Raw genomic sequence first — 23,620 nt, 5'->3', positions numbered from 1 at the left:
CGCGCGGGAAAAGGGAGGACGTGCGTTGGACCGAACGGGAGGGGAATTTTTTAGCCTGGCAGGTCCAGAGGAGCGGGAGGTGAAGCCGCGCGCAGGGGCCATTTTTCCGGTTGTCGGGGTGGAGCGGCTTCCTTCAACCGGAAGGCGTCAGCGCTTCTCCGTCGGGGAGGCGGGGGGGGTGCTCAAGCGCGGGGTGACGTTCAATTTCACCGCGCCCGGCGTCTCCAGGCTCAACACCACCAGTTCGAAGAGACGTTGGGCGCGCGCGCCGCTTCCATCCTCCAGATGGATGCGCAGGGGATGGCGACGTCCCCAGGCCGCCCCGTCGCCGGGCACGAACGGCGCGCCCCCGCGCAGGGTCAACGCCGGGCTGGGCTCGTCGTGCCATGGCCCGTCGCAGCCCGCGTCCACCACTTCGTCGGGATCAAACTGGAGTTTGCCCCGCAGCGCCCCACCAGCCGCCAGGGCGCGACTCTCCACGCACCAGCGATAGGGAGGAATGCCCTGGTGCGCGAAAAAGGTCACACTGCCGTAAACGCTCTCCTCGAATCCCGCCGGCAGCCGATCCACCACCACGGACACCCCCTCCTCGGACCCCTCCCGCTCCTGACAGCCGGCCACGGCGCGCAGGGCATCCAGGGTCATGAACTCCAGGAGATCATCCCGATCATCGGTGATGTCGTCCGGCGTGCCGCGATTGTCGAAGGGGGGATTGGGGATGGGCGTCGCCACCTCGATGGCCCCCGGTCGTTTGTCCGGCTGGCCATCCACCTGGTTGACCCGGCCATTGCGACCGTGACTCCAGAGCGCGAAGGCGATGTTGGCCTGTTGGTCCACCGCCAGGTGGGTGGTGGTGACCGCGCAGATGGCGTTGGGCGCGGTCAGGGCGGCATCATGGGCGTATTGGAGCGGATTGAGAAAGCCATCGAGCGGACGGGGCAGCAGCGTGGCGATCTCGTCGGCCTTCGGGAGCCGGGCCTGGGCCGCCACGAAACCGAGCAGGGCGTTGCGATCCGCCCGCAGCGCGGCCACGCTCTTCTCGCGGCCCACGCTCTCCAGATTGGGCCACAACAGGGTCAGGGTGGAGAGACTCACCCCGATCACCATCAAAAAGAGCGCCAGGCTGATCAGGCTGAAACCAGCGGATTTGTCGGACTGCATCGCGCGCCTGCTCTCCCCCGTTGGGATACGACCGGGCAACTCACCCCTCTCACGGCTGCACGAACAGGCTCAATCGCCTGCTGGTCCGGTGGGGCTGCCGATTGCCATCTTGCAGATGGACCACGAAATCATACGGTCCGCCTTGATCCGTCGCCACGAAGGGGGCCAGACCGTGAAGGGTCAGGGTGTCGCCGACGACCCGGCGCTCCCCGCAACCATCGAAGGCGTCGGCTGGGGTCAGATCACCATCGGCCTTGAAGGCGAGTTTGCCGGCGCGCTCCTGATCCGGAAAGGCCACGCACCACCCATACGGCGGTTTGCCACCCTCCGGGGTCAGGGTCACCGTGCCGTAAGGGGCGCCGACACGCGCCGCCGGCAAGGCGCTCACCAGGATCTTCAACCCCTGGCTGCCGCAGCCGGCGGCGGCCTGGAGTTCCGCCAGGGTGGCCCAACCCACCAGATCGTCCGCCATGTTCTCCGCGTACGGCGGCACCGGGTAGGGGGTTTGGCCATCGATGGCCCCGGTCGGTTTTTCCGGTCCGGTGCGTCCGTCGTAGCCCCGGCTCCACACCACGAAGGCGATGTTGGTCACCTCGAAGTTCACGCGCCCGTCGGCTTTGAGCACCTGGATCGACAACGGGGTGTCATCGCGCCGACAGAGCTGGTTCATCTCGAGCAAGGCGGCGTCCAAGGCGTATTGCAACGGGTTCAACTGGGCATCCTGCACCGCGCCCACCACCCCGGCGTGACGGATCTCGCGTGGCAGGCTCTTGTGGGCTCCGGCAAAGCCGATCAGGGTCTCGACCGCCTGCCTGACGATGGTTTCGTTCTTGTTTTTCAGGGCCTGGCGCATCGAGGGTTCGTAGATGCCCACCCCGCCGGCGATGATCAGCCCGATGATGATCATGACGATGGAGAGTTCGATCAGGCTGAATCCTGCCTGGGGGTGGCTCCTGGAGCGTTCGGCGGCGTGGGTGGCGGTTGTCATCGCGTTCACCCCGCCATGCTGTAGAGCGGCATGAACATGCCAATGAGCAGCAGCACGAACAGGCCGCCACCCAACACCAGGGCGATCGGTTCGATGCTTTTTCCCAGGGTTTTCACCACGTCATCCAGGTGGCGGCCATACTCTTCGGCGGCGAAATCGAGCTGCGCCGACAACGCGCCGCTCACCTCGCCGATGCCGATCAGGCGCACCACGAACGCGGGGAAGATCCTGGCCTCGGCAAACGAGGCGCGCAGTCCCAGACCGTTGAGCAGCCCGGCCCGCACCTCGCGCATTTTCATCCGGTAGATTTCGTTCGACAGCGAGGCGCTCAAGATGTCGATGCTCTTGATCACATCCACGCCGGCTTTCAACAGCAGGCTGAAATAGGCGGTGATGAAGGCCAGATTCGAGGCATGGATGATCGTTTCGATGATCGGCAGTTTCAGCATCAGCGCGTGTATCTGGCGCCGGAAGGACGGCAGCTGGCGCATGGCGCCGCGAAAGGCGAGGATCAGGCCAAACAGGGTAAGAAAAAGGGCGCCGATATGATCGCGCAGGAAATTCGCGGTGGCGATGATGCCCTGGGTCAGGGCGGGCAGCTCCTTGCCGGTGGCCTTGAGCAGCGGCAGTACCATCGGCACCACCGCATAGAGCCAGAAGGCCATGGCCAGAAAGATCACGGTGAACATGATGGCCGGATAGAGCAGGGCCCCCTTGGTATCGCGCACGATCTTGTCCACCTTGATCATGTGACGGGCGGCATCCTGGATGGTGCAGTCCAGGGAGCCGGTCTCCTCGCCGATGCGCATCAGAAACAACGTGGTCTCGGGAAAGTGGCGTTCCCATTTCCTGGCGGCTTCCGAAAGGCTGGAGCCGGCGTGGATGCGGCTGACCAGATCGCATCCCACCTTGGCGAGGGTGGGATTGTCGTGGTCGGCCAGGGCATCCTGGATCGCCGCCACCACCGGGATGCCCGCCTTGAGCATGATGGCGGCGTTGTTCAACGCCTCGGCCATGCTGGCGACTTCGACGCGGGTTTCGAAAAACCGTTCAAATCCCCCCCAGACGGCGCCCAGCCACGGATGAAGCGGATTGGCGAAGATCACCGTCCCCCCCTGGCGTTCCAGGTAGGCGATGGCGGAGAGGGGGTTGTCGAAGGGCAGCTGGATCACCCCGCCTCGAACCTGGCCCTCGCGGGCGACGAGTTTGTAATGGAAGTAGGCCATGGGTATCCCTCAATGCGCCTCCGCGCCGTGACCCAGCACGCGGATCACCTCCTTGACGGTGGTATGACCGAGTTTCACCTTGCTGACCGCGTTCTGGAAGATGGTTCGGTGACCGGCCTGCGACGCGACCTTCTCCAGGGTATCCATATCCACATCCCGACCGATCATGCCGGCCAGGTCGCGGTTGGTGCGCAGGATTTCGTAGATCAGTGTCCGGCCCATGTAACCGCTTTGATGGCAATCCGCGCAGCCGCGTCCGCGCCAGAGGGTTTCGAGGGTGGGATCCCCCAGGTAGGCCCGTTCCGATTCGTCCGGGGTGTAGCTTTCGCGGCAGCCGGGACAAATCTTGCGCACCAGGCGCTGGCTGACCACCCCGCGCAGGGAGTCGGCGAGCATGAAGTTGGGGATGCCCAGGGAGCGCAGACGGGGGATGGCGCCCAGGGCGGTGTTGGTGTGCAGGGTCGAGAGCACCAGGTGACCGGTCTCGGAAGCGGAGACCGCGGTCTGGGCGGTTTCGGTGTCGCGGATTTCGCCCACCAGGATCACGTCCGGGTCGTGGCGCAGGAAGTGGCGCACCGCGCTGGCAAAGGTGTAGCCGGCCTTGAGGTTGATCTGGGTTTGACGGATCAGGGGGATGCGGTATTCGATCGGGTTTTCGACCGTGAGGATGTTCTTTTCGGTGAGGTTCAGCTGGCGCACGGCGGCATAGAGGGTGGTGGTCTTGCCCGATCCGGTGGGACCGGTGAGGAGCACGATGCCGAAGGGTTCGTTGAAGATCTGGTTGAGCAGCTCCAGATCCTCGTCGAAGATGCCGAGCTGGCGCATGCTCATGAAATCCCCCTTGGCCGGGAGCAGGCGCAGCACCAGGTTTTCGCCGTAGGGGCAGACGGTCGAGGAGACGCGGAAGTCGTACGGGGTGTTGAGGATCGATTCGGAGAAACTGCCGTCCTGGGGCAGTCGCTGTTCGGCGATGTCCATGCCGGCCTTCATTTTCAGGGTGGCGACCAGCCGCTTGAAGGTCGGGGGCAGGGCGAACTGGGCGCGCATCACCCCATCGACGCGAAAGGCGATCGAAATCGACCGGTCCATGGGGCGGATGTGGATGTCCGAGGCACGCGACTTGACCGCCAGCTGCATGAGATGCAAGACGAAGGTATCCAGGGAGCGCACCCCGTCCCGATCTGCGGCGAGCTGCTGGATCTCCTTGTGGATCAGGGTTTCGACCGGGTTTTCCAGAAAGTGGTAGTAATACTGCACCGCATTGATGATCTTGCTCTTTTCGCCCTGGCGGATGCGCGGTTTGAGTCCGGTGGAGCGGGTGATGAACTTTTCGAGTCCCTCCACGTCATCCGACCAGGTTGCGACGATCACCTCGCCGGCGTCGGTGTGGTAGGGGAGGAACTTGTGGGTGAGACAGGCCTGCATGTTGAACAGCCGCAGACTCTCCGGCGCGGGACGTTTCTGGTCGATGTCCACGTATTTGCGGCCATCCTGATCGGCGATGGCCATGGCGATGTCGTATTGGGAGATGAATCCCAACCGTTCGAGGATCTCGCCGACCCGCTCCCGTGTCACCTTCTGGTCCTGCAAGGCCAGATCGATGTGGTCGGCGTTGATCAGACCACGCTCCTTGAGGAGTTCACCGATCTGTTTGGTGACCTTTTCCGTTTCGGACATCGTTCCCACCTCACCCCATGGCATCATCCCCGGGCCGCGTCGCGACCACCGTTGAGCAAGAGCATAACCAATCGCGTCCCCTTTTTAAACCCTCCGCCGCAAAATCACTCGATGCACCGGGATTCGGCGTGGTATATGGTGTTTCGTGGGGTCCGGCGATCCCGATTCCAGTCCAGACGGTTCGTGGCCGCATGCATCTTCTCTATTATGTCACCTTGTCGCTGCTGATCCTGATCACCCTGCCGATCTGGATCTGGCGCTACTTCACCACCCCCAAGTATCGCGGCACCCTCCTGCGCCGGCTGGGGTGGATCCCGGTCGCCGAACGGGCCCCCGATCGGGGGCGTCCGCGCATCTGGCTGCACGCGGTGTCGGTGGGCGAGGCCATGGCCGCCCGCGCGTTGGCCAGTCGCATCACCGCCGCCTTTCCGGACCACGATCTGGTGGTCACCACCGTCACCCGCACCGGTCAACAGGTGGTGCGCGACAAGATTCCCGAGGCGTGCGCCCACCACTTCCTCACCCTGGATCTGCCGGTCTGCGTCCAACCGCTGGTCGATGCGATCCAACCCGCGGCGCTCATCATCATGGAGACCGAACTCTGGCCCGGTCTCTTTCGCGTTCTGGCCCGACGCGGCATCCCGATCTGCGTGGTCAACGGGCGCATCTCGCCGCGCTCCTTCAAGCGCTACCACGCCATCCGCCGGCTCACCCGCCGGCTGCTGGCCGATGGTCGCCTCTACCTCATGCAATCCCCAGCCGACGCCGAACGCCTCATCGCCATGGGCGCTCCACGAGAACGGGTCCAGGTCACCGGCAACCTCAAGTACGATCAGGCGATGAATCCCCCGGATCCCGCGTTGCTGCGCCGCCTGGAGGCGCGTCTGTCCGCGCCGGTCGCGCCGGTCTGGATCGCGGCCAGCACCCATCCGGGCGAGGAGGCGTTGCTCCTGCCCATCCATCGCGCGCTGCTCGCCCATCCGTTGGCGCCACGCCTGATCCTGGTGCCGCGTCATCCGGAACGGTGCGCGGAGATCCTGGAACGCATCGGCAAACAGGGGTTGACCTGTCAACGCTTCTCCCGGCTTCAGGGCGACTGGAACACGCCGTTGCTGCTCGTCGATGAGATCGGCTGGCTGGCCGGGCTTTACCGTCTGGCCAGGGTGGTCTACATCGGCGGCTCCCTGGTGCCTCGCGGGGGTCAGAACATGCTCGAGCCCGCCTCCTGGGGGGTGCCGGTGCTGTTCGGGCCGCATGTCTTCAACTTCCGCGACATCGCCGCGCAACTGATCCAGGCCGGTGGCGCCATCCAGGTGGAATCGCCCGCGGATTTGCACGTCCGGTTGAGCGCCTTGCTGGAGAGTCCGGAAACCTGTCGGACGATGGGCGAGGCGGCATGCGCCGTCATTCCCGCCAACGCCGGCGCCCTGGAGCGCACCCTGGCCGCCCTCGGGCCGCTGGTGCGGAACCGTTGAGCCATGCAGACCCTGCTCCCCTGGTTGCGCGGCGAGCTGGTTCCGGATTCAAGGATGGGGCGCGGGTTGCTGCGTGTGCTGGGTGGATTGGGAGCCATCCTCGCCCGTTACCAGAGATGGCGCGTGGGGCGTTACCGGTGCGGTGCGAAGCGGGGCTATCGCGCCCCCTGTCCGGTGATCAGCGTGGGCAACCTCACCGTGGGGGGCACCGGCAAGACGCCGATGGTGATCCGGCTCGCCCGTTGGATTCAGGCCTCCGGGGGGCGGGTGGCGGTGGTGAGTCGCGGTTATCGGCAAAAGTCCCGCGCCAAGGTTACCGTGGTGTCCGATCACGAGCGGGTGTGGCTCGCTCCGCCCGAGGCCGCCGACGAGGCGGTGTTGCTGGCGCGTACTCTGCCGGGGGTGGCGGTGTTGACCGGTTCGGACCGGGCCGACCTGATCCGTCATGCCACGCAGCGTCTGGGGAGCGACTGGATCCTGATGGACGACGGGTTTCACCGTCTGGATGTGGAGCGGGATCTGGATCTGGTGTTGCTGGATGCCCGTCGGCCCTTTGGCAATGGTTTTTTGTTGCCGGGTGGGATCTTGCGGGAGTCTCCCGAGGCTTTGGAGCGTTGCGACGGGGTGATTCTCACCCGTGCCGAGGATGCGGAGATTGCGCGCGGCACGCGGGAGATGTTGCGAGAGCGTTTTTTCAAGGGGTGGATTCTCACCGCCACCCATCGACCGACCGGTTGGATCGACGCGCGGCAAGCGGGTGCGGTGGTGCCGTTGGCGGGGTTGACTGGTTCGGTTCTGGCCTTTTGCGGCTTGGCCGCGCCCGAGGGATTCCGTCGGACCTTGGAGGGGTTGGGGGTGCGGGTGGTGGGGTTTCAGCCGTTTCCCGATCATCATGCGTTCACCTGGGACGAGGTGAGGGGGTTGGTCGATCAGGCGCGGCGGTTGGGTGCCGGTGCGTTGGTCTGCACGGAGAAGGATCTGGTCAAGTTGGATCAGGTGGCGGGGGTGGTGGAGTTGCCGGTTCTGGCGTTGCGGGTGGAGATGGCGATGCTGGAGAATGGCGAAGCATGGCTGGAGGAACGGGTGGGAAAACTGGCGGGGTCCAGGCCAGGAACCCCTGGCGGGGTTCGGGGCGAAGCCCTGAGGTCTTGATTTTTTCTCAAGAGAATCAAAACCTCGCAGGCGTTTCCTCCAAAACTCCGTCGGGGATTCTCGGCCCCCGGTCCACCGCGACAGTGGGGGCGGTTCACTCCACCGTCACGCTCTTGGCCAGATTGCGCGGCTGATCCACATCCGTACCCTTCAACACCGCGATGTGATAGGCCAACAACTGCAACGGCACCACATACAGTATCGGCGCCGCGAACATCCCACACGCCGGCATGGCGATCACATGATCCGCCGCGAAGGGGAGCTTCTCCTCCCCATGTCCGCCCGAAGTGATCACCACCAACCGACCACCCCGCGCCCGCGCCTCCTCCAGATTGCTCACCACCTTGTCGAACAACGGATCACGCGGGGCCACGGCCACCACCGGCAACTGTTCGTCGATCAACGCGATCGGACCATGCTTCATTTCGCCGGCGGCATACCCTTCGGCGTGGATGTAGGAGATCTCCTTGAGCTTCAAGGCCCCCTCCAACGCGATCGGAAAACAGGTGCCTCGCCCCATGAACAAAAACCCGCGCGCATTCATGAACCTTCCGGCGATGCGCTGCAACACGCCGTCCTGCAACAAGACCTGTTCCAGACGGGCCGGCACGCGCATCAGTTCTTCCACGCTGGCCCGCTCCACCTCGCGGGTCAGACGGCCATGGGCCCGCGCCAGAGTCAGCGACAGACAGGCCAGGACCATCAACTGGGTGGTGAACGCCTTGGTCGAGGCCACGCCGATCTCCGGTCCGGCCTGGGTGTGCAACACCCCGTCCGCCTCACGGGCAATGGTCGATTCCGGCACGTTGACGATCCCCAACACCTTCTGCCCCTGCCCGCGACAAAAACGCAACGCGGCCAAGGTGTCGGCGGTCTCGCCACTCTGGGAGATCACCACGGTCAAGGCATCCGGCAGCGACGGGGGTTCGCGATAGCGGAACTCCGAGGCGATGTTCACGCTCACCGGCAGGCGGGCGAGCTGTTCGATCCAGTAGCCGCCCACCATGCCGGCGTGATAGGAGGTGCCGCAGGCGATGATGTTGACCGCCCGCACCTGGGAGAAATCCACCTCTCCCTGAAGGTCGTGCAGATCCACGCTCAGATCCGAGGCGCGGATCAGACCTTTCAGGGTCTCGCCGAGCGCGGTGGGCTGTTCGTGGATTTCTTTCTGCATGAAGTGCCGATAGGGCCACTTGTCGGTCAGATCCGCGCTCACCTGGGAGATCTTGACCGCCCTTTCCACCGCGTGACCGCGCAGATCGGTGATGCGAACGTTGGTGCGGGTCAAAACCGCCAGGTCGTCGTCGTTCAGATAGACCATGCGTCGGGTGTAGGGCACCAGCGGGGTGGCGTCGGAGGCGATGAAATTCTCCCCTTCGCCGATGCCGAGAATCAGCGGACTGCCGCGTCGCACCGCGATCAGCAGATCCGTTCCCTGGATCAGGATGCCGAGGGCATACGCCCCTTGTAGAAGTCGGATCGCGGCACGAACCGCCTCGGCGGGCTCCATGCCGCGTTCCAGTTCCCGATCGATCAGGTAGGGAATCACCTCGGTATCCGTGTCCGAGGCAAAGGTCACCCCTTGCTCGGCCAACTCGCGGCGCAACTCCTGGTAGTTCTCGATGATGCCGTTGTGCACCACCGCGCAGCGGCGTGACTGATGGGGATGGGCGTTTTTTTCCGTCGGAGGACCGTGGGTGGCCCAGCGGGTATGGCCGATACCGACCAGTCCGGTGCACGGGCTTTCGGCCAGGCGGTTTTCCAGGTTGATCAGCTTGCCCTTGGAACGGGTGATCCCGATGGATCCATCGCGGGTGATGACCGCGATGCCGGCTGAGTCGTAGCCGCGGTACTCGAGTCGTTTGAGACCCTCGACCAGGATGGGAGTGGCGTTGCGTTCGCCGATGACGCCGATGATGCCGCACATGATGGTGACTCTCCCTTCAAGTCTCCACTGTCGCAGGGGTCCGGGGACCGAAGGTCCCCGGCGGAGGTTCGGAGGCAGAGCCTCCGAAGTTTTGTTTTTGAATTATTCTTTTGTCTTTGGCGCGCTCTGCGCGCAAGCGTTTTTTCGCGCCTTTTGCGAAAAAACGCTGATCGTGAAAAGTGCGCGCAAGGAAAAGTCATAAAGAACGCAAATCGAAACCTCAGGGCTTCGCCCCGAACTCCACCAGGGGCCATTGGCCCCTGGACCCCGCCCCTTGCCTGGACCCCGCCTGTGGAGCCCTGATCACGACCGATGCTTGCCGCGCCGCTCCGACCAACCCATCACATGGGTCTGATGGGCCCTTGAAATGGCCAGCGAATCCGGCGGTACATCCTTGGTCACCGTGGTGCCCGCGCCAATCGTGGCGCGCGCGCCAATCTGCACCGGGGCCACGAACTGCACGTCCGAACCCACGAACACCTGATCGCCGATCACCGTCCGATGCTTGTGAACCCCATCGTAATTGCAGGTAATGGTGCCCGCGCCGATATTCACCCCACTGCCAATCTGAGCATCGCCCACATAACTCAAATGGTTGACCTTGGATCCCGCGCCAATGGAAGATTTCTTGATCTCGCAGAAATTGCCCACCTTCACCTTGGGCGCCAAACGCGCGCCAGGCCGCAACCGGGCATGCGGCCCGATGACACATTCGGATTCGACTTCCGCACCCTCCAGATGGCAGAATGGCAAAATCACACTGTCCGCCGCAACCATGCTCTCCGCGATGTGACAGAACGGACCGATCCGACACCGCTCGCCAATCCAACTGCCCGGTCCCAGCACCACGTTCGGTTCGATCACCGCGTCGATGCCGATCTCGACATCCGCCGCCACCCAACACGAACCCGGATCCACGAATGAAACCCCGCGCGCCATCCATTCCGCGACGCGCCGATCGCGAAACGCCCGCTCCAACTCGGCAAGCTGCGCCCGATCGTTCACCCCGGACAAGGCCACGGGATCGTTCAGACACCAGGCCGCCGCACCCCCTTCCGCCACGGCCATGGGCAGAATGTCGGGCAGATAATACTCCTTCTGGGCATTCTCGTTGCCAATGCGCGCGATCCAACCTGGCAAACGTTCGAGGGAGACGCAATAGAACCCGGTGTTGACCTCACGAATGGCACGCTCCGCCTCGCTGGCATCCTTCTCCTCGACCACCCGCGCCAAACCGCCCGCCGCATCACGCACCACCCGGCCATAGCCGTGCGGATTGTCGAGTTCCGTGGCGAGCAGGGTCGCCGCCTGCCCGTTCTTTCGATGAGAGGCGAGCAGACCACCAAGAATGTCGGTCGTGATCAACGGATGATCGCCGTTGAGAATCAACAGATCACCCGAACACCCCCGCAAGGCCGGCAGCGCGCACCGCACCGCATGACCGGTGCCAAGCCGCTCCTCCTGCCGAACCCAATGGATGTCCGGGGCAGACATCTCCCGCTCCACCTGCTCGGCGCCAAAACCGGTCACCACCACCAACCGTTCCGGTTCCAGACCACGCACCGCGCGCAGGATGTGCCACAACAAGGGACGCCCGGCCAAGACATGCATCACCTTGGGAAGATTGGACCGCATCCGGCTTCCCTGACCTGCGGCCAACACCAGCACCGAACAACGCTTCATGAGGCAACCGTTCCCTTCCGTCAGACTCTCCACCTGCCGGCATTCGGACAATCGCGGAGAGCATGCACGACAACGGGGTCCAAAGGCATCTTTCAGCCTTGACCCCGCTGTCCGAAAACATCACTGTGTCAGGGTGAAGCGATCAACCCTGCTCTTTCTTGAGCAACTCCTGACAAACTTTAACAAAATCCATGCGCGCCTTCCAATAGGCGATCAACGTGGTCTCCTGATCCCCCTCGGCCTGCGCCAGTTTGGTCTCGGCCTCGTGTTTTTCGTCGGCCACCAACTGCTTGGTGATCTGCTCGCGGGGCAGGGCACGTTCGGTCAGAATGGTCACCTTGTCCGGCCTCACCTCGGCAAAGCCGCCGGCGATCACATACTGCCTGGCATCCTCGTCCCCGGCTCCTGCGGAGAGAACCCCCGCCTTGAGAAGCGTGACGAACGGGGTGTGACCGGACATCACCCCGAAATAGCCATCGACACCGGGTGCCGTGACCAGCATGAACTCCTCGGAGAGCAGCAACGCCTCCGGTGTGACGAGTTCGGTTTGAATGACAATGCCCATGGACGCTCTCCCGCGCTACTTGGCCAAACGACGAGCCTTCTCGATGGCGCTGTCGATGTCACCCACCATGTAGAAGGCCGCCTCCGGCAGGCTGTCATGCTTGCCCTCGACGATCTCCTTGAAGCCGCGGATCGTCTCCTTCAAGGGGACATAAACCCCTTTCTGACCGGTGAACGCCTCGGCCACATGGAAGGATTGGGACAGGAAACGCTGAATCTTGCGCGCCCGGAACACGGTCAGTTTGTCCTCTTCGGAAAGCTCGTCCATGCCGAGGATGGCGATGATGTCCTGAAGCGATTTGTAGGTCTGGAGAATGCGCTGCACCTCGCGGGCGACCTGATAGTGCTCCAGGCCCACCACCTGCGGATCGAGCATGCGCGAGGTGGAGTCCAGGGGATCCACCGCCGGATAGATGCCGATCTCCGCGATCTGACGCGACAACACCGTGGTGGCGTCCAGATGGGAGAAGGCGGTGGCCGGGGCCGGGTCGGTCAGGTCGTCGGCGGGCACGTAGATGGCCTGCACCGAGGTGATCGATCCGCTGGTGGTCGAGGTGATGCGCTCTTGCAGGGCGCCCATGTCCGTGGCCAGGGTGGGTTGATAACCCACGGCGGAGGGGATGCGGCCCAACAGCGCCGACACCTCGGAACCGGCCTGGGTGAAACGGAAGATGTTGTCGATGAACAGGAGCACGTCCTGCTTGGCCACGTCGCGGAAGTACTCGGCGACCGTCAGACCGGTCAGGGCGACGCGGGCGCGGGCTCCCGGCGGCTCGTTCATCTGGCCGTAAACCAGCGCGGCCTTGGAGTTCTTGTGGTCGTGCGGATCGATGACCTTGGAGGCGATCATTTCATGGTAGAGGTCGTTCCCCTCGCGGGTACGCTCGCCCACGCCGGCGAAGACCGAATAACCACCGTGCCCCATGGCCACGTTGTTGATCAACTCCATGATCAACACCGTCTTGCCCACGCCCGCGCCGCCGAACAGACCGATCTTGCCACCCTTGGCATACGGAGCCAGAAGATCCACGACCTTGATGCCGGTTTCCAGGATCTCCGCCTCGGTGGACTGCTCCGCGAAGGGCGGAGCCGAACGGTGCATGGAGAAACTCTGCTCGGTCTTGATCGGGCCGAGCATGTCCTGCGGATCGCCCACCACGTTCATGATGCGACCCAACGTCTGGTCGCCGACCGGGATCTGGATCGAGGCGCCGGTGTCGATCACCTCCTGGCCGCGCACCAGACCATCGGTGGAGTGCATCGAGATGGTACGCACCTTGTTTTCACCCAGATGTTGGGAAACTTCCAGCACCAGACGGTCGTTCTCGCCGCGGTTGATGTGCAGCGCATTGAGAATGGCCGGCAGTTCGCCGTCAAAGCGCACATCCACCACAGGTCCAACCACCTGAATCACCCGTCCAACATTTTTGCTCATTGATCGCTCCGTCTTGCGCATGAATGGATCGCCATGCCCGCGCCATCCGTCGGCGCGGGGGAGATGACCAGATCATCATCCCTTCAAAGATTCAGACCCGCCGATGATTTCCATCAGCTCGGTGGTGATGGCGGCCTGGCGCGTTCTGTTATAGGTAATGTTCAGCTTTTTCAACATCTGACCCGCGTTGCGGACCGCGTTGTCCATGGCGGTCATGCGGGCGGCATGCTCGGCGGCATTGGACTCCGTGAGCGCCTGGAACACCTGTACCGCGATGTTGCGCGGCAGAAGCGCCGCCAACACGCTCTCTTCGTCCGGCTCGAAGATCGGGCTGGATTTTTTCTCGTCATCCTCGATCGTTTCGACCGGCGCGGGAATCAGCTGCCGCCAGGTCAGCTCCTGGGTCATGGCCGATTTGAAGGCGTTGTAGACCAGATGGCACTCGTCGAAGAACCCGGCGTCGAAATCGATCAACAGCTTGTTGGCGATGATCCGTTCGGCATGCTCGAAATTCAGATGCCGGGTCATGCCCACATGCACATCGCGGGTGATGGTGCCGTACTGTCTTTTGAGCACGTCGTGACCCTTGCGGCCCACGAAGGTGAGGGTGACCGAATGCCCCTCTTTCGTCAACTGCGCGATGTGAGAACGCACCGAGCGGATGATGCTCGAGTTGAAGCTGCCACACAGACCGCGATCCGCAGTGTAGACCACCAGATGGATCTTTTTGGCTCCCTCGGGTGGCCGGGCAAGCAGGGGCAGGGCGTTGTCCGAGGAGGTCAGGGCGGCCAGACGCTGGATCATGCCCCGGATGCGTACGCTGTAGGGCCGCGTCGCCAGGGCCTTCTCCTGGGAACGACGCAGCTTTGCCGCCGAGACCATCTTCATGGCCTTGGTGATCTGCCGGGTGTTGTTGACCGAACGAATCCGGTTGCGGAGACTCTTGAGATTGGCCATGCGCCGGTCCCTTCGTTAGTGTCAGGCCTGCGACCGTTCCATGAACCCGGCGATGAAGCGGGTCAGGACCGAGGTCAGGTTCTCCTCCATCTCCTTGGTCAGCTTCTCTTCCTTGGTGATCGTCTCCAGGATGAGTTTTTGCTGGGTGTTCATGTGCTCGACGATGCCGCGTTCCACCGCGGGAACCTGCTTCACCGGCACATCGTCCAGGAGACCGCGGGTTCCGGCGAACAGCACCACCGCCTGCTCGGCCATGGACATCGGCTGGTATTGGGGCTGCTTCAACAGCTCCATCAGACGCTCGCCGCGATGGATGAGTCTTTGGGTGGAGGCGTCGAGATCCGAACCGAACTGGGCAAAGGCCGCCATTTCGCGGAACTGGGCCAGATCGAGACGCAGCGAACCGGCCACCTGCTTGGTCGCCTTGACCTGGGCCGAACCACCCACGCGGGAGACCGACAGACCCACCGAGATGGCGGGACGCATGCCGGAGTAGAAGAGTTCGGATTCCAGGAAGATCTGCCCGTCGGTGATCGAGATCACGTTGGTCGGGATGTAGGCCGACACGTCGCCGCCCTGGGTCTCGATGATCGGCAACGCGGTGAGCGAGCCGCCGCCATTGGCGTCGTTGTACTTGCAGGCGCGCTCCAGCAGGCGCGAATGGAGATAGAAGACATCGCCCGGATAGGCCTCGCGTCCCGGAGGACGACGCAGGATCAGGGACATCTGACGATAGGCCACCGCCTGCTTGGAGAGGTCATCGTAGACGATCAGGGCGTGCATGCCGTTGTCGCGGAAGTACTCGCCCATGGCGCACCCGGAGTAGGGGGCCAGGAACTGCATGGGCGCCGGATCCGAGGCCGTGGCCGCAACCACGGTGGTGTAGGCCATGGCGCCGTGCTTCTCCAGGGTCTTGACCACCTTGGCCACGGTGGAACGCTTCTGCCCGATGGCGACATACACACAATAGACCGGTTTGTCGGTTTGATGGGTGCGCGCCTGGTTGATGATGGCATCGATGGCCACGGCGGTCTTGCCGGTCTGACGGTCGCCGATGATCAGTTCGCGCTGGCCACGTCCGATCGGCACCAGGGCGTCGAGGGCCTTCAAGCCGGTGTAGAGCGGTTCGTGAACCGATTTGCGGGGAATGATGCCCGGTGCCACCACCTCGACCAGGGAGCGGTGCGGGGTGTCGATGGCGCCCTTGCCGTCGATCGGCGCGCCGAGGGCATCGACCACGCGACCGAGCAGCGCCTTGCCCACCGGCACATCGACGATGCGCTGGGTGCGCTTGACCGTGCTCCCTTCCTTGATGTTGCGGTCATCGCCGAAGATCACGACGCCCACGTTGTCTTCTTCCAGGTTCAGGGCCATGCCCTGGGTGCCATCCTGGAACAGGACCATCTCGCTGGCCATCACTTTGTCGAGACCATGCACGCGGGCGATGCCGTCGCCGACGGCGATGACTTGACCCACCTCGGAGATTTCGGCCTCGATGCCGTAGTTGGCGATCTGTTTTTTCAGAATTTCGCTGATTTCGGCGACGCTGATTTGCATCGGCTGTTATCCTCTCATCTGTGCTTTAAGCCGGTTCAAATGATTGCTCACGGAGTAATCCATCATCAGGCTTCCGATTCGCACGACAATGCCACCCAGGAGGGCTGGTTCCACGCGGCTGTCCAGACGGACCTCCTTGCCGGTGATCCGGGAAAGGGCGGACTTGAGATCCTCCTCGACACGTTTATCCAGGGAGACGGGCGTTTGAAGTTCCACGGCGATGCGTCCGCTTCGGGCCTCGGTTTCCCGTTGATAGGCGTTGATGATCGCCTCGACGTACTCCATGCGCCGCTTGTCGATGAGCAGCTTCAGAAAATTGCCGAGGAGCTTCGTTGGAGCGGCATGGGCGATGAAGGCATCGATCGCCGCGTGTTTGGCTTGGGCCGAAGCCGTGGGACTGGTGAGGAGCAAACGCAGTCCTGGCGTGGTGTTCACCACTTCCACGAAGCGGGTGAGATCTTCGGCCACGGCGTCGAGCTTCTTCTCTTCCGATGCCAGGTCCGCCAACGCGGTTGCGTAACGTTTGGCCAGGGCAGGATTCAACACGATGGTTCCTCGACCTTTGTGAATGATTTTGGTGTGGATTTTTTTTTGCTGCAGATTCGAATGGCATTGAAATACCATACCTTGAGGAGCGGTTCAACGGTTCGTGATACCCCGATCGAGAATTTTTTTCGCGCTGCAATAATCTGCCGCTTTCCATGGTGTCGTCCAGACGCCATGGTATAATCCAATCGGGATCGATTTCTTGAGTCACCGGGCCACCTTCTTCCTTTTTTGCCCGGATACGCGTTGGGATCAATTTTTTGAGGAGCACCGCTGGACCATGGCTCGCACGTTGTCGCTTCTGTTCGTGATCGTCCCGTTCGTGGAAATCTGGTTGTTGATCCTGGTTGGCCATGAAATCGGCGGGGTGAATGTGCTTTTGACGCAGCTTCTCGCCGCGTTTCTCGGCTTTCAGGTGATCCGGCGCGCGGGCATCAAAACCCTGCTCGACGTGCAGGGGCAGCTCGAGCGCCATGAGCAACCCGGTGCGGCACTGCTCGCGGGGGCCTTGCGCATCCTGGGTGGAATCTTGCTGATCGTGCCGGGATTTCTCACCGATCTGGCGGCTTTGGTCCTGCTCTTCCCGCTCACGCGCGGCTGGGTGATGCGGTTTCTGTCGAGCCGTTTCGCCCACGACCCGCCGCCCTCGGAGACCATCCTGGAAGGGGAGTTCACCCAGGATTCCGCCGCGAATGGCCCGACCCAACCCGACCATCGCGACACGGGGCAGACCCCCGACCAGACTTCCCGTTCCGGTACCGGGCTGATCAACCCTCTGGTCGCGGTCTTCTCGGCACTCTGCCTGCTGACGACTCCGGACGTGGTGCTGGCCAAGGACAAGGAGAAACCCAAGCCTCGCGAATCCTCGCGTCTGATGGGCTATGTGGTGCTCGGGGAGAAGGGCCACGCCCTGCGCGGCGAGACCGTGTCCGTGGCGCGTCTGATTCTCGAGCATGCCCAGGGGTTCAACGATGCCACCTGCGACGGCATGACCATGCACAACGAGCGCGGCACGACCGTGCGTCTGACCGTGCGTCCCAACCCGGACACCCGCAACCTGCCGCTCACCATCTGCGAGGCGGCACTGCCCGTTTCGGATCGGTTCCTGCCCGAGGGGGAGACCTGGGAGGTGCAGGCCGGCAACGGACAGAAATTCCAGGTGCGACTGCCCACCGTCGGCATGAGCCCGGAGGTGGCCCTGATCCTCGGCGATACCGGCTGTCGGGAGAACAAGGCCCAGACCTGCGGCGATGATTGGCCGTTTCCCTCGGGCATGGCCAAGAAGATGATCGAGACCCTCGCCAGACAGGCCAAACCCGCGCTTCTGATCCATGTCGGAGACTTCAAGTATCGCGGCAAGAACAAACCCAAGGCGAGCGGTGACAACGACGGCACCGGCATCAAATGGAGCAACTGGAAGGCCGATTTCTTCCAGCCCATGTTCGGGGACGGGGAGCGGTCCAACCTGTTCGCCATGGCGCCGTGGGTGGTGGCGCGCGGCAATCACGAGCTGTGCGATGCCATGGGCAACAACGGCAACGGCTGGTTTTTTCTGCTCGATCCCACCTCGGTGGTGGCCGGCGATCCTCCCGAACTGGTCGAGGCCCACACCTGTCGCGGCGTGGCCGATGGCATGACCCGTCCGTACCGACTCGATTTCGCCCACGGCCTGAGCCTGGTGGTCACCGACACCGCCGGCCTGAGCGAGACGAAGGAGGTGTGCGAGGTGGAGAAGCAAAAGCTCATCACCTGGTATCAGGAGATGGCCCGGCAGTTCAAAAAGGAGAAATCCACGGCCTGGCTCATCACCCACAAACCGATCTGGGGGGTCACGGGAGGCTGCGACAAGGTTTCATTCGGCAATGCCACCCAGCAGGCCGCCCTGGAAGGGTTGGAACAACACGCCCTGCCGGAGCATTTCAAACTGGTCGTGGTGGGTCACAAACACATGTACGGACGCTTCGAGGTCAATCCCAACGACGAGCGCCGGCGCATGCTGCAACTCGGGGTGGGACACGGGGGGGTCGTCCTGAATGCCAAGACCTATCGCGGCTGCCTGAAATACGACGGCACGGCGGACGTGAAGCGATTCCGCGCGGATGTGGCCACCATGAGCCGCTTCGGATTCGTGCTCGCCCAGGTCGAACCGAATCCGAAAAAGGACGGGATCAAGGGGTGGAAGCTCACCAGTCTGGCGTTCGAGAATCTCAAGGGCCCCAAGTGGGGGGATCTGAAGAGTGCCGAGGTGTGCGAATATCCGGTCAGAAGCGGCAAACCGGCCTGCGAGATCCGCGACAAGTCCCTCTTTCCCAGGGAGTGCGGCGCTTGCGAGCCGGTCCCCGCCCCGGACAAGATCGCCTCCAAGTGCGCCTCGGATGAGGATGACGAGTAGGGGCGCGCTTGCGCGGTCGTTCCCTGGCCGGATCCCGACGCGGCATCCTGGCCATGGTACTGGTATGTCTTCATCATGACGGCTGAAACGAACATGTCCGTGCGACCATCCGCAGTTCAAGTCGCCTCTGGCAGGAAAATCTGGTGCGCGCTGTCGGGTCATGGCTTTGGCCATTGGGGGCAGATGGCCCCCTTGCTGCGGCAGTTGATCCGCCATCTGCCGGATCTGGCCATCCACGTCACCGGCGCGCTCCCTTCCCAGGTGATCGCCGACATGCTTGGCCACCCCTTCACCCACGATCCGGTCAACCGCGACGTGGGATTGGTTCAATCCGATCCCCTGGTGGTGGATCTTTCCGCCACCCGTGACTCCTTGCGCGCGCTTCATCAGGATTGGTCCGGCAAGGTGGCCGACGAGCGGCAACGCATGGCCGACTGGGGCGCGGATCTGATCCTCGGCAATGTTCCCTATCTCTCCATCCAGGCCGGGGCGGAACTCGGCATTCCGAGCGTGGCGTTGACCTCGCTTACCTGGGATCGGGTGCTGGCAGCCTATTTTCCTGCCGGGGATGCGGAGATCGACGCCTGGTGCGACACCATGCGCCGGGCGTATGGTCGCGCCTCCCTGGCCTTGCGCGCCACGCCGGCCCTGCCGGACCATCCTTTTCCCGAGGCGGTCGAGATTCCACCGGTCAGTACGTTCGGGGTCAACCGGCGCGCGGAGCTGCGCTGGCAGTTGCAGATCGACCGAAGCGATACCCGACCGCTGGTGATGGTCTCTTTCGGGGGAATTCCGGCAGAGCGTCTGCCGGTGGCGGCGTTGCGGGCTCGACGGGATTTTCATTGGCTGATCGATCGGCAGTTCGACCACGGGGATCATGCCTGTCACCTCCATCCGGTTCAATCGGTCAAACGGTGGCCGTTCGCCGATCTGTCGGCTTCCGTGGATCTGATCGTCAGCAAGCCGGGTTACGGCATGGCGATCACGGCAGCGGCCCACGGACTTCCGTTCGCGTATGTGCGTCGTGGAATCTTTCCGGACGAAGAACCGATCCTCTCCTGGTGCGACCGACACAACCGCATCGCGGAGATCGACCGGGAGGCGTTCGAGGCGGGTCGGTTCGCGGAGAAGCTGCATGGTCTGCTGGCCCGTCCTGCCCCACCCCGACCGGCCATCGACGGCGCCGAGGTCGGCGCCCGGATTTTGATGGAGCGCTATCTGGGGTGATGCCCCTGAATCAGGTCAATTCGGCAAGCGCCCGTCGGGCCGCGTCGATCACGCCGGCCCAGTCGCCGGGGGTGGCTTGACGGAACAGACGCATGGTCGGATACCAGGGGGAGTCCGGGCGCGTCTCCAGCCAGCGCCATTCGCAGGCGGTGTGCAACAGGGTCCAGACCGGCACGCCCAATCCTCCGGCCAGATGCACCACCGCGGTATCCGTGGAGATCACCAGATCCAGATTGCGCATCAGGGCTGCGGTTTCGGTGAAATCGGTCAATTCCGCTTCCAGGGGGATGATCCCGTGCCGGGCCTGGATCTCCGGGGTGAGTTGCGCCGCGGGCGGCCCCTTTTGCAGCGCGTGGAAGGTGACACCCGGCACCCGGGTCAGCGGAAGAAACATCTCCAGGGTGCAGGCCCGCTCCCGGTTGACCGAGGCGTTCGGGTTGCCGGACCAGGAGAGGCCCACGCGCAGACCTTGCCGGGGTCCGAGTCGTTCCGCCCAGGCGGCGATCCGTTCTTGGGGTGGGTGCAGATAGGGGATGCGGGCCGGCAGGGTGTCGAGGGTGGTGTTGAAGAGCAACGGCAGGCTCATGAGCGGGATGTGCAGGTCGTAGTCGAACGGTGGCGGATTCTTGTCCTCGGTGTCGCGTGCCGTCACGCGTTCGGCCAACGCCGAGGAGGTGAACAACGACAGCAGTTCCGGGCGGCACTCCAGGCGCACCGTGGCGCCCATTCTGTTCAGTTCTTGCGTGAAACGGGCGAACATCAAGGCATCGCCGAATCCCTGCTCCGTATAGACATAGATCTGCTTGCCGGCGGGGTCGGAGCCGTCCCAGCGCGGTACCGGACAGATGCGCGCCGAGTGGTTGGCGAGCCGGAAGCGCCATTCATACTCCGGCCATGCCTCCAGGAACCGTCCGGTCTTGAGCAGCGAGGCGGCGATGCCCATGTGGGAGGTGGCGTTGTCCGGATGGGTGTGCAGCGCGGCGCGAAACCGCTCGAGGGCCGCCGCGTGGGCGTTCATGGACTGGAGGATGACGCCCAGGTTGTGATGGGCATCCTTGTGATCCGGGTTGAGTCGCAGGGCCTCCTCGTAGCAGGCGATCGCGGCAGGGGTGTCGCCCTGGTTCAGGCGCACGTTGCCGAGATTGATGTGGAACTCGGCCAGCATGGGGTTGATGGCGATGGCGGTCGCGAAGGCCCGTTCGGCTTCGTTGAGCTGTCCGAGGGTGTGCAGGCAGGAGCCGAGATGGAAATGGTAGAGCGGTCGATCCGCCTGAAAGGCGATCGCCTTGGCGAGCAGTTGGCGTCCCAGTTCCGGGTGGTTCATGGCATTGGCGTTCACGCCGAGCAGATACCAGGCATCGGCGTGGGTGGGATCGCTTTCGAGCACCTGACGCAGGAGGGTGTTGACCTGCACATGCTCCTGCTTGGTCAGGGCCTGGGTGGCGCGGGCGATCAGATCGGGGATGGCGATGCCTGACATGTCGAGTGTTCCAGTTCGGCGAGGAGTTGTCGGACAGGATCGCTCCAGGAGTCGGCGTTCGATTGTCGGATGAGACGCATGGAGCGATACCATGGCGTGGTGTCGCGTTCGCACCCCCAGCGCCAGTCCGGCGCGCGTGGCAGGAGCGTCCAGACCGGTCGTCCCAGGGCGCCGGCCAGATGGGCGGTGGCGGTATCGATGGTGATGATCCGATCCAGATGGGTCATCAGGGTGGCGGTGGCCGCGAAATCGGTCAGGAAGCGGTCGAGAGGGGTGATCGGCAGCCCCTCCGGAACCGGCGGTTGAGGGCGTTCGGGATCGGTTTTTTGCAGGCTGAAGAGTCGAATGCCGGGCACGCGGGCCAAAGGCGCCAGATCGGCCAGGGTGCAGGAGCGGCGTCGCAACGGATCGTTGGCGTGCAGGGGTTTGCCTTCCCAGACGAGCCCCACCTTCAGCCCCTCTCCGGCAAGCAGCGGTGCCCAGGCCGGATTCGGATCGCGGGGTGCGGTGAGATACCCTTCGGTTCCGGGGATGGTGGTGATGCGGGTGTCGAGCGGGCCTGGCACCGAGAGAAGCGGGATCTGGTAGTCGACGGGTTCCTGGAAGTCGGGATGGGCCTGGACGCGGGCCAGACCGGGGGCCCGTGCAAACAGCCGCGTCAGCGGTGCCGGGACCAGGGCCAGCACCCGCGCTCCCTGGTCGGCCAGGGGTTTGGCGAAGCGGATGAACTGGATCATGTCGCCGAACCCCTGCTCCCCAAGCAGCAGAATGGTTTTGTTCTCCAGGGGTTGCCCGTGCCAGCGCGGCACCGGGGGCGGTGGGGCGAACAGGCTGGGTCGGTCGAGTTTGAAGCGCCATTCGAAGGCCTGCCAGCCGGCGGGATAGGCTTCGAGCATCAGCAGGGCCATGGCGCGGTTGACATGGGCCTCGGCATGGTCTGGTTGTCGGGCCAGGGCCTCGTCAAAGCTCTTGAGAGCCTCGCCGGGTTGGTTTCGGGATTTTTGACACAGCCCGAGGTTGATCCACCCTTCCACCAGATCCGGTTTGAGGCGGGTGGCGCTGGTGAAACAGTCGATGGCCTCGGGGATGTTCCCCTGATCCATGTGGAGATCCCCGAGATGAAATCGGGCGATGGCGGTTTTCGGATCGAGACGGATCGCCTCGTTGAGCCGTTCCATGGCCGGGGCGCGGGCGCCGCGTTTTTTGAGCAGGATTCCCAGATCGAGTTGAAACAGGCTGTTGTCCGGTTGGATGGTCACGGCGCGGCTCAAGGGGTCGAGGGCGCCGCGCAGGTCGCCGGATTCGCGTTTGGCCACGCCGAGCAGGTGCAGGACGTGGGGGTGGACCGGGTGGGCGCGGGCGAGGGTGGCCCCTTTTTCCAGGGCTTCGGGCCAGGCTTTGGCGTCGATGAGGTTGGCCAGGTCGGCCAGCCCTTCGCGCAGCGCGGCGGTGGCGGGGGAAGCCGCGGACGTGGAGGAGGAGGAGGAGGAGTCGGACATGGGTCAACCGTGAAAAGGTGCTGTTTTTACGGATGGGGTCCAGGGGCCTATGGCCCCTGGTGGGATCCAAGGGCAAAGCCCTTGGGACTTGGCCTTTATGACTTTATCTTTTCGCGCGCCTTTCACGATAAGCCCATTTTCGCGTCTTTTTGCGAAACTGGGCGCAAGCGCGCGTGCCCCCGTGCCCCTGTCCGGTTACCCGTCAGGGTAACCGGACAGGGGCAATCGCCCTGCGAGGGCGCGTTACCTATATACCTCATGAATCAGGCACTCCCGTTCCGGATGGCCTTCAGACGCGGGCTGCCGAGCCCACGCCAGGTATCGATTAGATAGCCGAAACTCGCCAGATGGTTGGTGTCGCGCCGGCGTTCCACGAGGGCGTCGAAGTAGTGTTCTTCTCTGGTTTGTCCAGGAAGTTCTTTAGAATAGCTCAGACCTTTCGATCGAAACATCTCTTTCAGATATCTCTGATGGAACTCGGCGGTTGTACCTTGGAATTTCGCTTCTTCGGGTTTTGGCATGGCTTCCGGATCTTGGGTGCGCACGTCGTAGTGTTCCCAGAACGTGTGGAGCGTTGAGTTGCCTTCAGGTCGATGGGTCATCATCTTGCGATTGCCCAGTGTCAAGCGACACGCAAAACTGACCCCCTTGCGACACGCAAAATTGACCCCCTC

The 23,620-nt window shown here is 63.5% G+C and carries 17 protein-coding genes and 1 pseudogene; 4 read left to right on the top strand and 14 right to left on the bottom strand.

Translation table 11 applies throughout. The features are described 5' to 3' along the window. Nucleotides 1-147: 147 nt before the first annotated feature. Genes ACV4UY_RS09645 through ACV4UY_RS09630 form a run of 4 tightly spaced genes read right to left on the bottom strand, consistent with a single transcriptional unit; the run spans nt 148 to nt 5,052 of the window. Nucleotides 148-1,161, bottom strand: a complete 1,014-nt coding sequence (locus ACV4UY_RS09645; RefSeq protein ID WP_491607391.1) for a hypothetical protein — start codon at nt 1,159-1,161, stop codon at nt 148-150. Between the two features lie 49 nt (nt 1,162-1,210). Next, nucleotides 1,211-2,149 carry a prepilin-type N-terminal cleavage/methylation domain-containing protein gene (locus ACV4UY_RS09640; RefSeq protein WP_491607390.1) on the bottom strand — a complete coding sequence of 313 codons (939 nt, stop codon included), beginning with the start codon at nt 2,147-2,149 and terminating at the stop codon, nt 1,211-1,213. Nucleotides 2,150-2,154: 5 nt separating this feature from the next. After that, on the bottom strand, nt 2,155-3,375 hold the full coding sequence (locus ACV4UY_RS09635; RefSeq protein WP_491607389.1) for a type II secretion system F family protein: 1,221 nt from the start codon (nt 3,373-3,375) through the stop codon (nt 2,155-2,157). Nucleotides 3,376-3,384: 9 nt separating this feature from the next. Beyond that, nucleotides 3,385-5,052 carry a GspE/PulE family protein gene (locus ACV4UY_RS09630; RefSeq protein WP_491607388.1) on the bottom strand — a complete coding sequence of 556 codons (1,668 nt, stop codon included), beginning with the start codon at nt 5,050-5,052 and terminating at the stop codon, nt 3,385-3,387. A 191-nt stretch (nt 5,053-5,243) separates the two neighbouring features. On the opposite strand from ACV4UY_RS09630, the gene ACV4UY_RS09625 reads away from it, so the two are divergent. Both ACV4UY_RS09625 and lpxK read left to right on the top strand, forming a co-directional pair. Next, on the top strand, nt 5,244-6,527 hold the full coding sequence (locus tag ACV4UY_RS09625) for a 3-deoxy-D-manno-octulosonic acid transferase (protein ID WP_491607387.1): 1,284 nt from the start codon (nt 5,244-5,246) through the stop codon (nt 6,525-6,527). 3 nt (nt 6,528-6,530) lie between these two features. Next, nucleotides 6,531-7,679, top strand: a complete 1,149-nt coding sequence (gene lpxK, locus ACV4UY_RS09620; protein ID WP_491607386.1) for a tetraacyldisaccharide 4'-kinase — start codon at nt 6,531-6,533, stop codon at nt 7,677-7,679. A gap of 94 nt (nt 7,680-7,773) precedes the next feature. Here the strand turns inward: lpxK and glmS are convergent, their stop codons facing one another. The 7 genes from glmS to atpH form a co-directional block, all read right to left on the bottom strand. After that, complete coding sequence (gene glmS, locus ACV4UY_RS09615; RefSeq protein ID WP_491607385.1) at nt 7,774-9,606, bottom strand: glutamine--fructose-6-phosphate transaminase (isomerizing); 1,833 nt, start codon at nt 9,604-9,606, stop codon at nt 7,774-7,776. Nucleotides 9,607-9,909: 303 nt separating this feature from the next. Beyond that, a complete protein-coding gene (glmU, locus tag ACV4UY_RS09610) occupies nt 9,910-11,289 on the bottom strand; it encodes a bifunctional UDP-N-acetylglucosamine diphosphorylase/glucosamine-1-phosphate N-acetyltransferase GlmU (protein ID WP_491607384.1) in 1,380 nt (459 codons plus the stop codon). 142 nt (nt 11,290-11,431) lie between these two features. After that, entirely contained in the window at nt 11,432-11,854 is a 423-nt protein-coding gene (atpC, locus tag ACV4UY_RS09605) for an ATP synthase F1 subunit epsilon (RefSeq protein ID WP_420906575.1), read from the bottom strand. A 15-nt stretch (nt 11,855-11,869) separates the two neighbouring features. Then, on the bottom strand, nt 11,870-13,288 hold the full coding sequence (gene atpD / locus ACV4UY_RS09600; RefSeq protein WP_491607383.1) for a F0F1 ATP synthase subunit beta: 1,419 nt from the start codon (nt 13,286-13,288) through the stop codon (nt 11,870-11,872). A gap of 75 nt (nt 13,289-13,363) precedes the next feature. Continuing rightward, nucleotides 13,364-14,245, bottom strand: a complete 882-nt coding sequence (locus ACV4UY_RS09595) for a F0F1 ATP synthase subunit gamma (protein WP_491607382.1) — start codon at nt 14,243-14,245, stop codon at nt 13,364-13,366. Nucleotides 14,246-14,266: 21 nt separating this feature from the next. Further along, nucleotides 14,267-15,802 carry a F0F1 ATP synthase subunit alpha gene (gene atpA / locus ACV4UY_RS09590; protein ID WP_491607381.1) on the bottom strand — a complete coding sequence of 512 codons (1,536 nt, stop codon included), beginning with the start codon at nt 15,800-15,802 and terminating at the stop codon, nt 14,267-14,269. Between the two features lie 6 nt (nt 15,803-15,808). Next, nucleotides 15,809-16,348, bottom strand: a complete 540-nt coding sequence (gene atpH, locus ACV4UY_RS09585) for an ATP synthase F1 subunit delta (RefSeq protein ID WP_491607380.1) — start codon at nt 16,346-16,348, stop codon at nt 15,809-15,811. A 280-nt stretch (nt 16,349-16,628) separates the two neighbouring features. Between atpH and ACV4UY_RS09580 the strand changes: the two genes are divergently transcribed. After that, the gene (locus ACV4UY_RS09580; protein WP_491607379.1) at nt 16,629-18,740 is read left to right on the top strand and encodes an FxsA family protein; all 2,112 of its coding nucleotides are present in this window, start codon (nt 16,629-16,631) and stop codon (nt 18,738-18,740) included. Nucleotides 18,741-18,923: 183 nt separating this feature from the next. After that, the gene (locus ACV4UY_RS09575) at nt 18,924-19,967 is read left to right on the top strand and encodes a hypothetical protein (protein ID WP_491607378.1); all 1,044 of its coding nucleotides are present in this window, start codon (nt 18,924-18,926) and stop codon (nt 19,965-19,967) included. Between the two features lie 10 nt (nt 19,968-19,977). Here the strand turns inward: ACV4UY_RS09575 and ACV4UY_RS09570 are convergent, their stop codons facing one another. From ACV4UY_RS09570 to ACV4UY_RS09560, 3 genes and pseudogenes are all read right to left on the bottom strand, one after another. Then, a complete protein-coding gene (locus tag ACV4UY_RS09570) occupies nt 19,978-21,447 on the bottom strand; it encodes a tetratricopeptide repeat protein (RefSeq protein ID WP_491607377.1) in 1,470 nt (489 codons plus the stop codon). Beyond that, nucleotides 21,420-22,946 (bottom strand): tetratricopeptide repeat protein, encoded by a 1,527-nt coding sequence (locus ACV4UY_RS09565; RefSeq protein ID WP_491607376.1) that lies wholly within the window; start codon nt 22,944-22,946, stop codon nt 21,420-21,422. The genes ACV4UY_RS09570 and ACV4UY_RS09565 overlap by 28 nt, the downstream gene beginning before the upstream one ends. Nucleotides 22,947-23,209: 263 nt before the next feature. Beyond that, nucleotides 23,210-23,620 (bottom strand): annotated as a pseudogene (locus ACV4UY_RS09560) (hypothetical protein); the annotation flags it as partial.

It is taken from the genome of Candidatus Magnetaquiglobus sp., from assembly GCF_058402785.1.
This window is presented reverse-complemented; position numbering and strand designations above follow the sequence as displayed.

Excerpts from the sequence above, each read along its gene's own strand:
- ACV4UY_RS09645 (WP_491607391.1), bottom strand. The coding sequence starts at position 1,161 with ATGCAGTCCGACAAATCCGCTGGTTTCAGCCTGATCAGCCTGGCGCTC.
- ACV4UY_RS09640 (WP_491607390.1), bottom strand. The coding sequence starts at position 2,149 with ATGACAACCGCCACCCACGCCGCCGAACGCTCCAGGAGCCACCCCCAG.
- ACV4UY_RS09635 (WP_491607389.1), bottom strand. The coding sequence starts at position 3,375 with ATGGCCTACTTCCATTACAAACTCGTCGCCCGCGAGGGCCAGGTTCGA.
- ACV4UY_RS09630 (WP_491607388.1), bottom strand. The coding sequence starts at position 5,052 with ATGTCCGAAACGGAAAAGGTCACCAAACAGATCGGTGAACTCCTCAAG.
- ACV4UY_RS09625 (WP_491607387.1), top strand. The coding sequence starts at position 5,244 with ATGCATCTTCTCTATTATGTCACCTTGTCGCTGCTGATCCTGATCACC.
- lpxK (WP_491607386.1), top strand. The coding sequence starts at position 6,531 with ATGCAGACCCTGCTCCCCTGGTTGCGCGGCGAGCTGGTTCCGGATTCA.
- glmS (WP_491607385.1), bottom strand. The coding sequence starts at position 9,606 with ATGTGCGGCATCATCGGCGTCATCGGCGAACGCAACGCCACTCCCATC.
- glmU (WP_491607384.1), bottom strand. The coding sequence starts at position 11,289 with ATGAAGCGTTGTTCGGTGCTGGTGTTGGCCGCAGGTCAGGGAAGCCGG.
- atpC (WP_420906575.1), bottom strand. The coding sequence starts at position 11,854 with ATGGGCATTGTCATTCAAACCGAACTCGTCACACCGGAGGCGTTGCTG.
- atpD (WP_491607383.1), bottom strand. The coding sequence starts at position 13,288 with ATGAGCAAAAATGTTGGACGGGTGATTCAGGTGGTTGGACCTGTGGTG.
- ACV4UY_RS09595 (WP_491607382.1), bottom strand. The coding sequence starts at position 14,245 with ATGGCCAATCTCAAGAGTCTCCGCAACCGGATTCGTTCGGTCAACAAC.
- atpA (WP_491607381.1), bottom strand. The coding sequence starts at position 15,802 with ATGCAAATCAGCGTCGCCGAAATCAGCGAAATTCTGAAAAAACAGATC.
- ACV4UY_RS09580 (WP_491607379.1), top strand. The coding sequence starts at position 16,629 with ATGGCTCGCACGTTGTCGCTTCTGTTCGTGATCGTCCCGTTCGTGGAA.
- ACV4UY_RS09575 (WP_491607378.1), top strand. The coding sequence starts at position 18,924 with ATGGCCCCCTTGCTGCGGCAGTTGATCCGCCATCTGCCGGATCTGGCC.
- ACV4UY_RS09570 (WP_491607377.1), bottom strand. The coding sequence starts at position 21,447 with ATGTCAGGCATCGCCATCCCCGATCTGATCGCCCGCGCCACCCAGGCC.
- ACV4UY_RS09565 (WP_491607376.1), bottom strand. The coding sequence starts at position 22,946 with ATGTCCGACTCCTCCTCCTCCTCCTCCACGTCCGCGGCTTCCCCCGCC.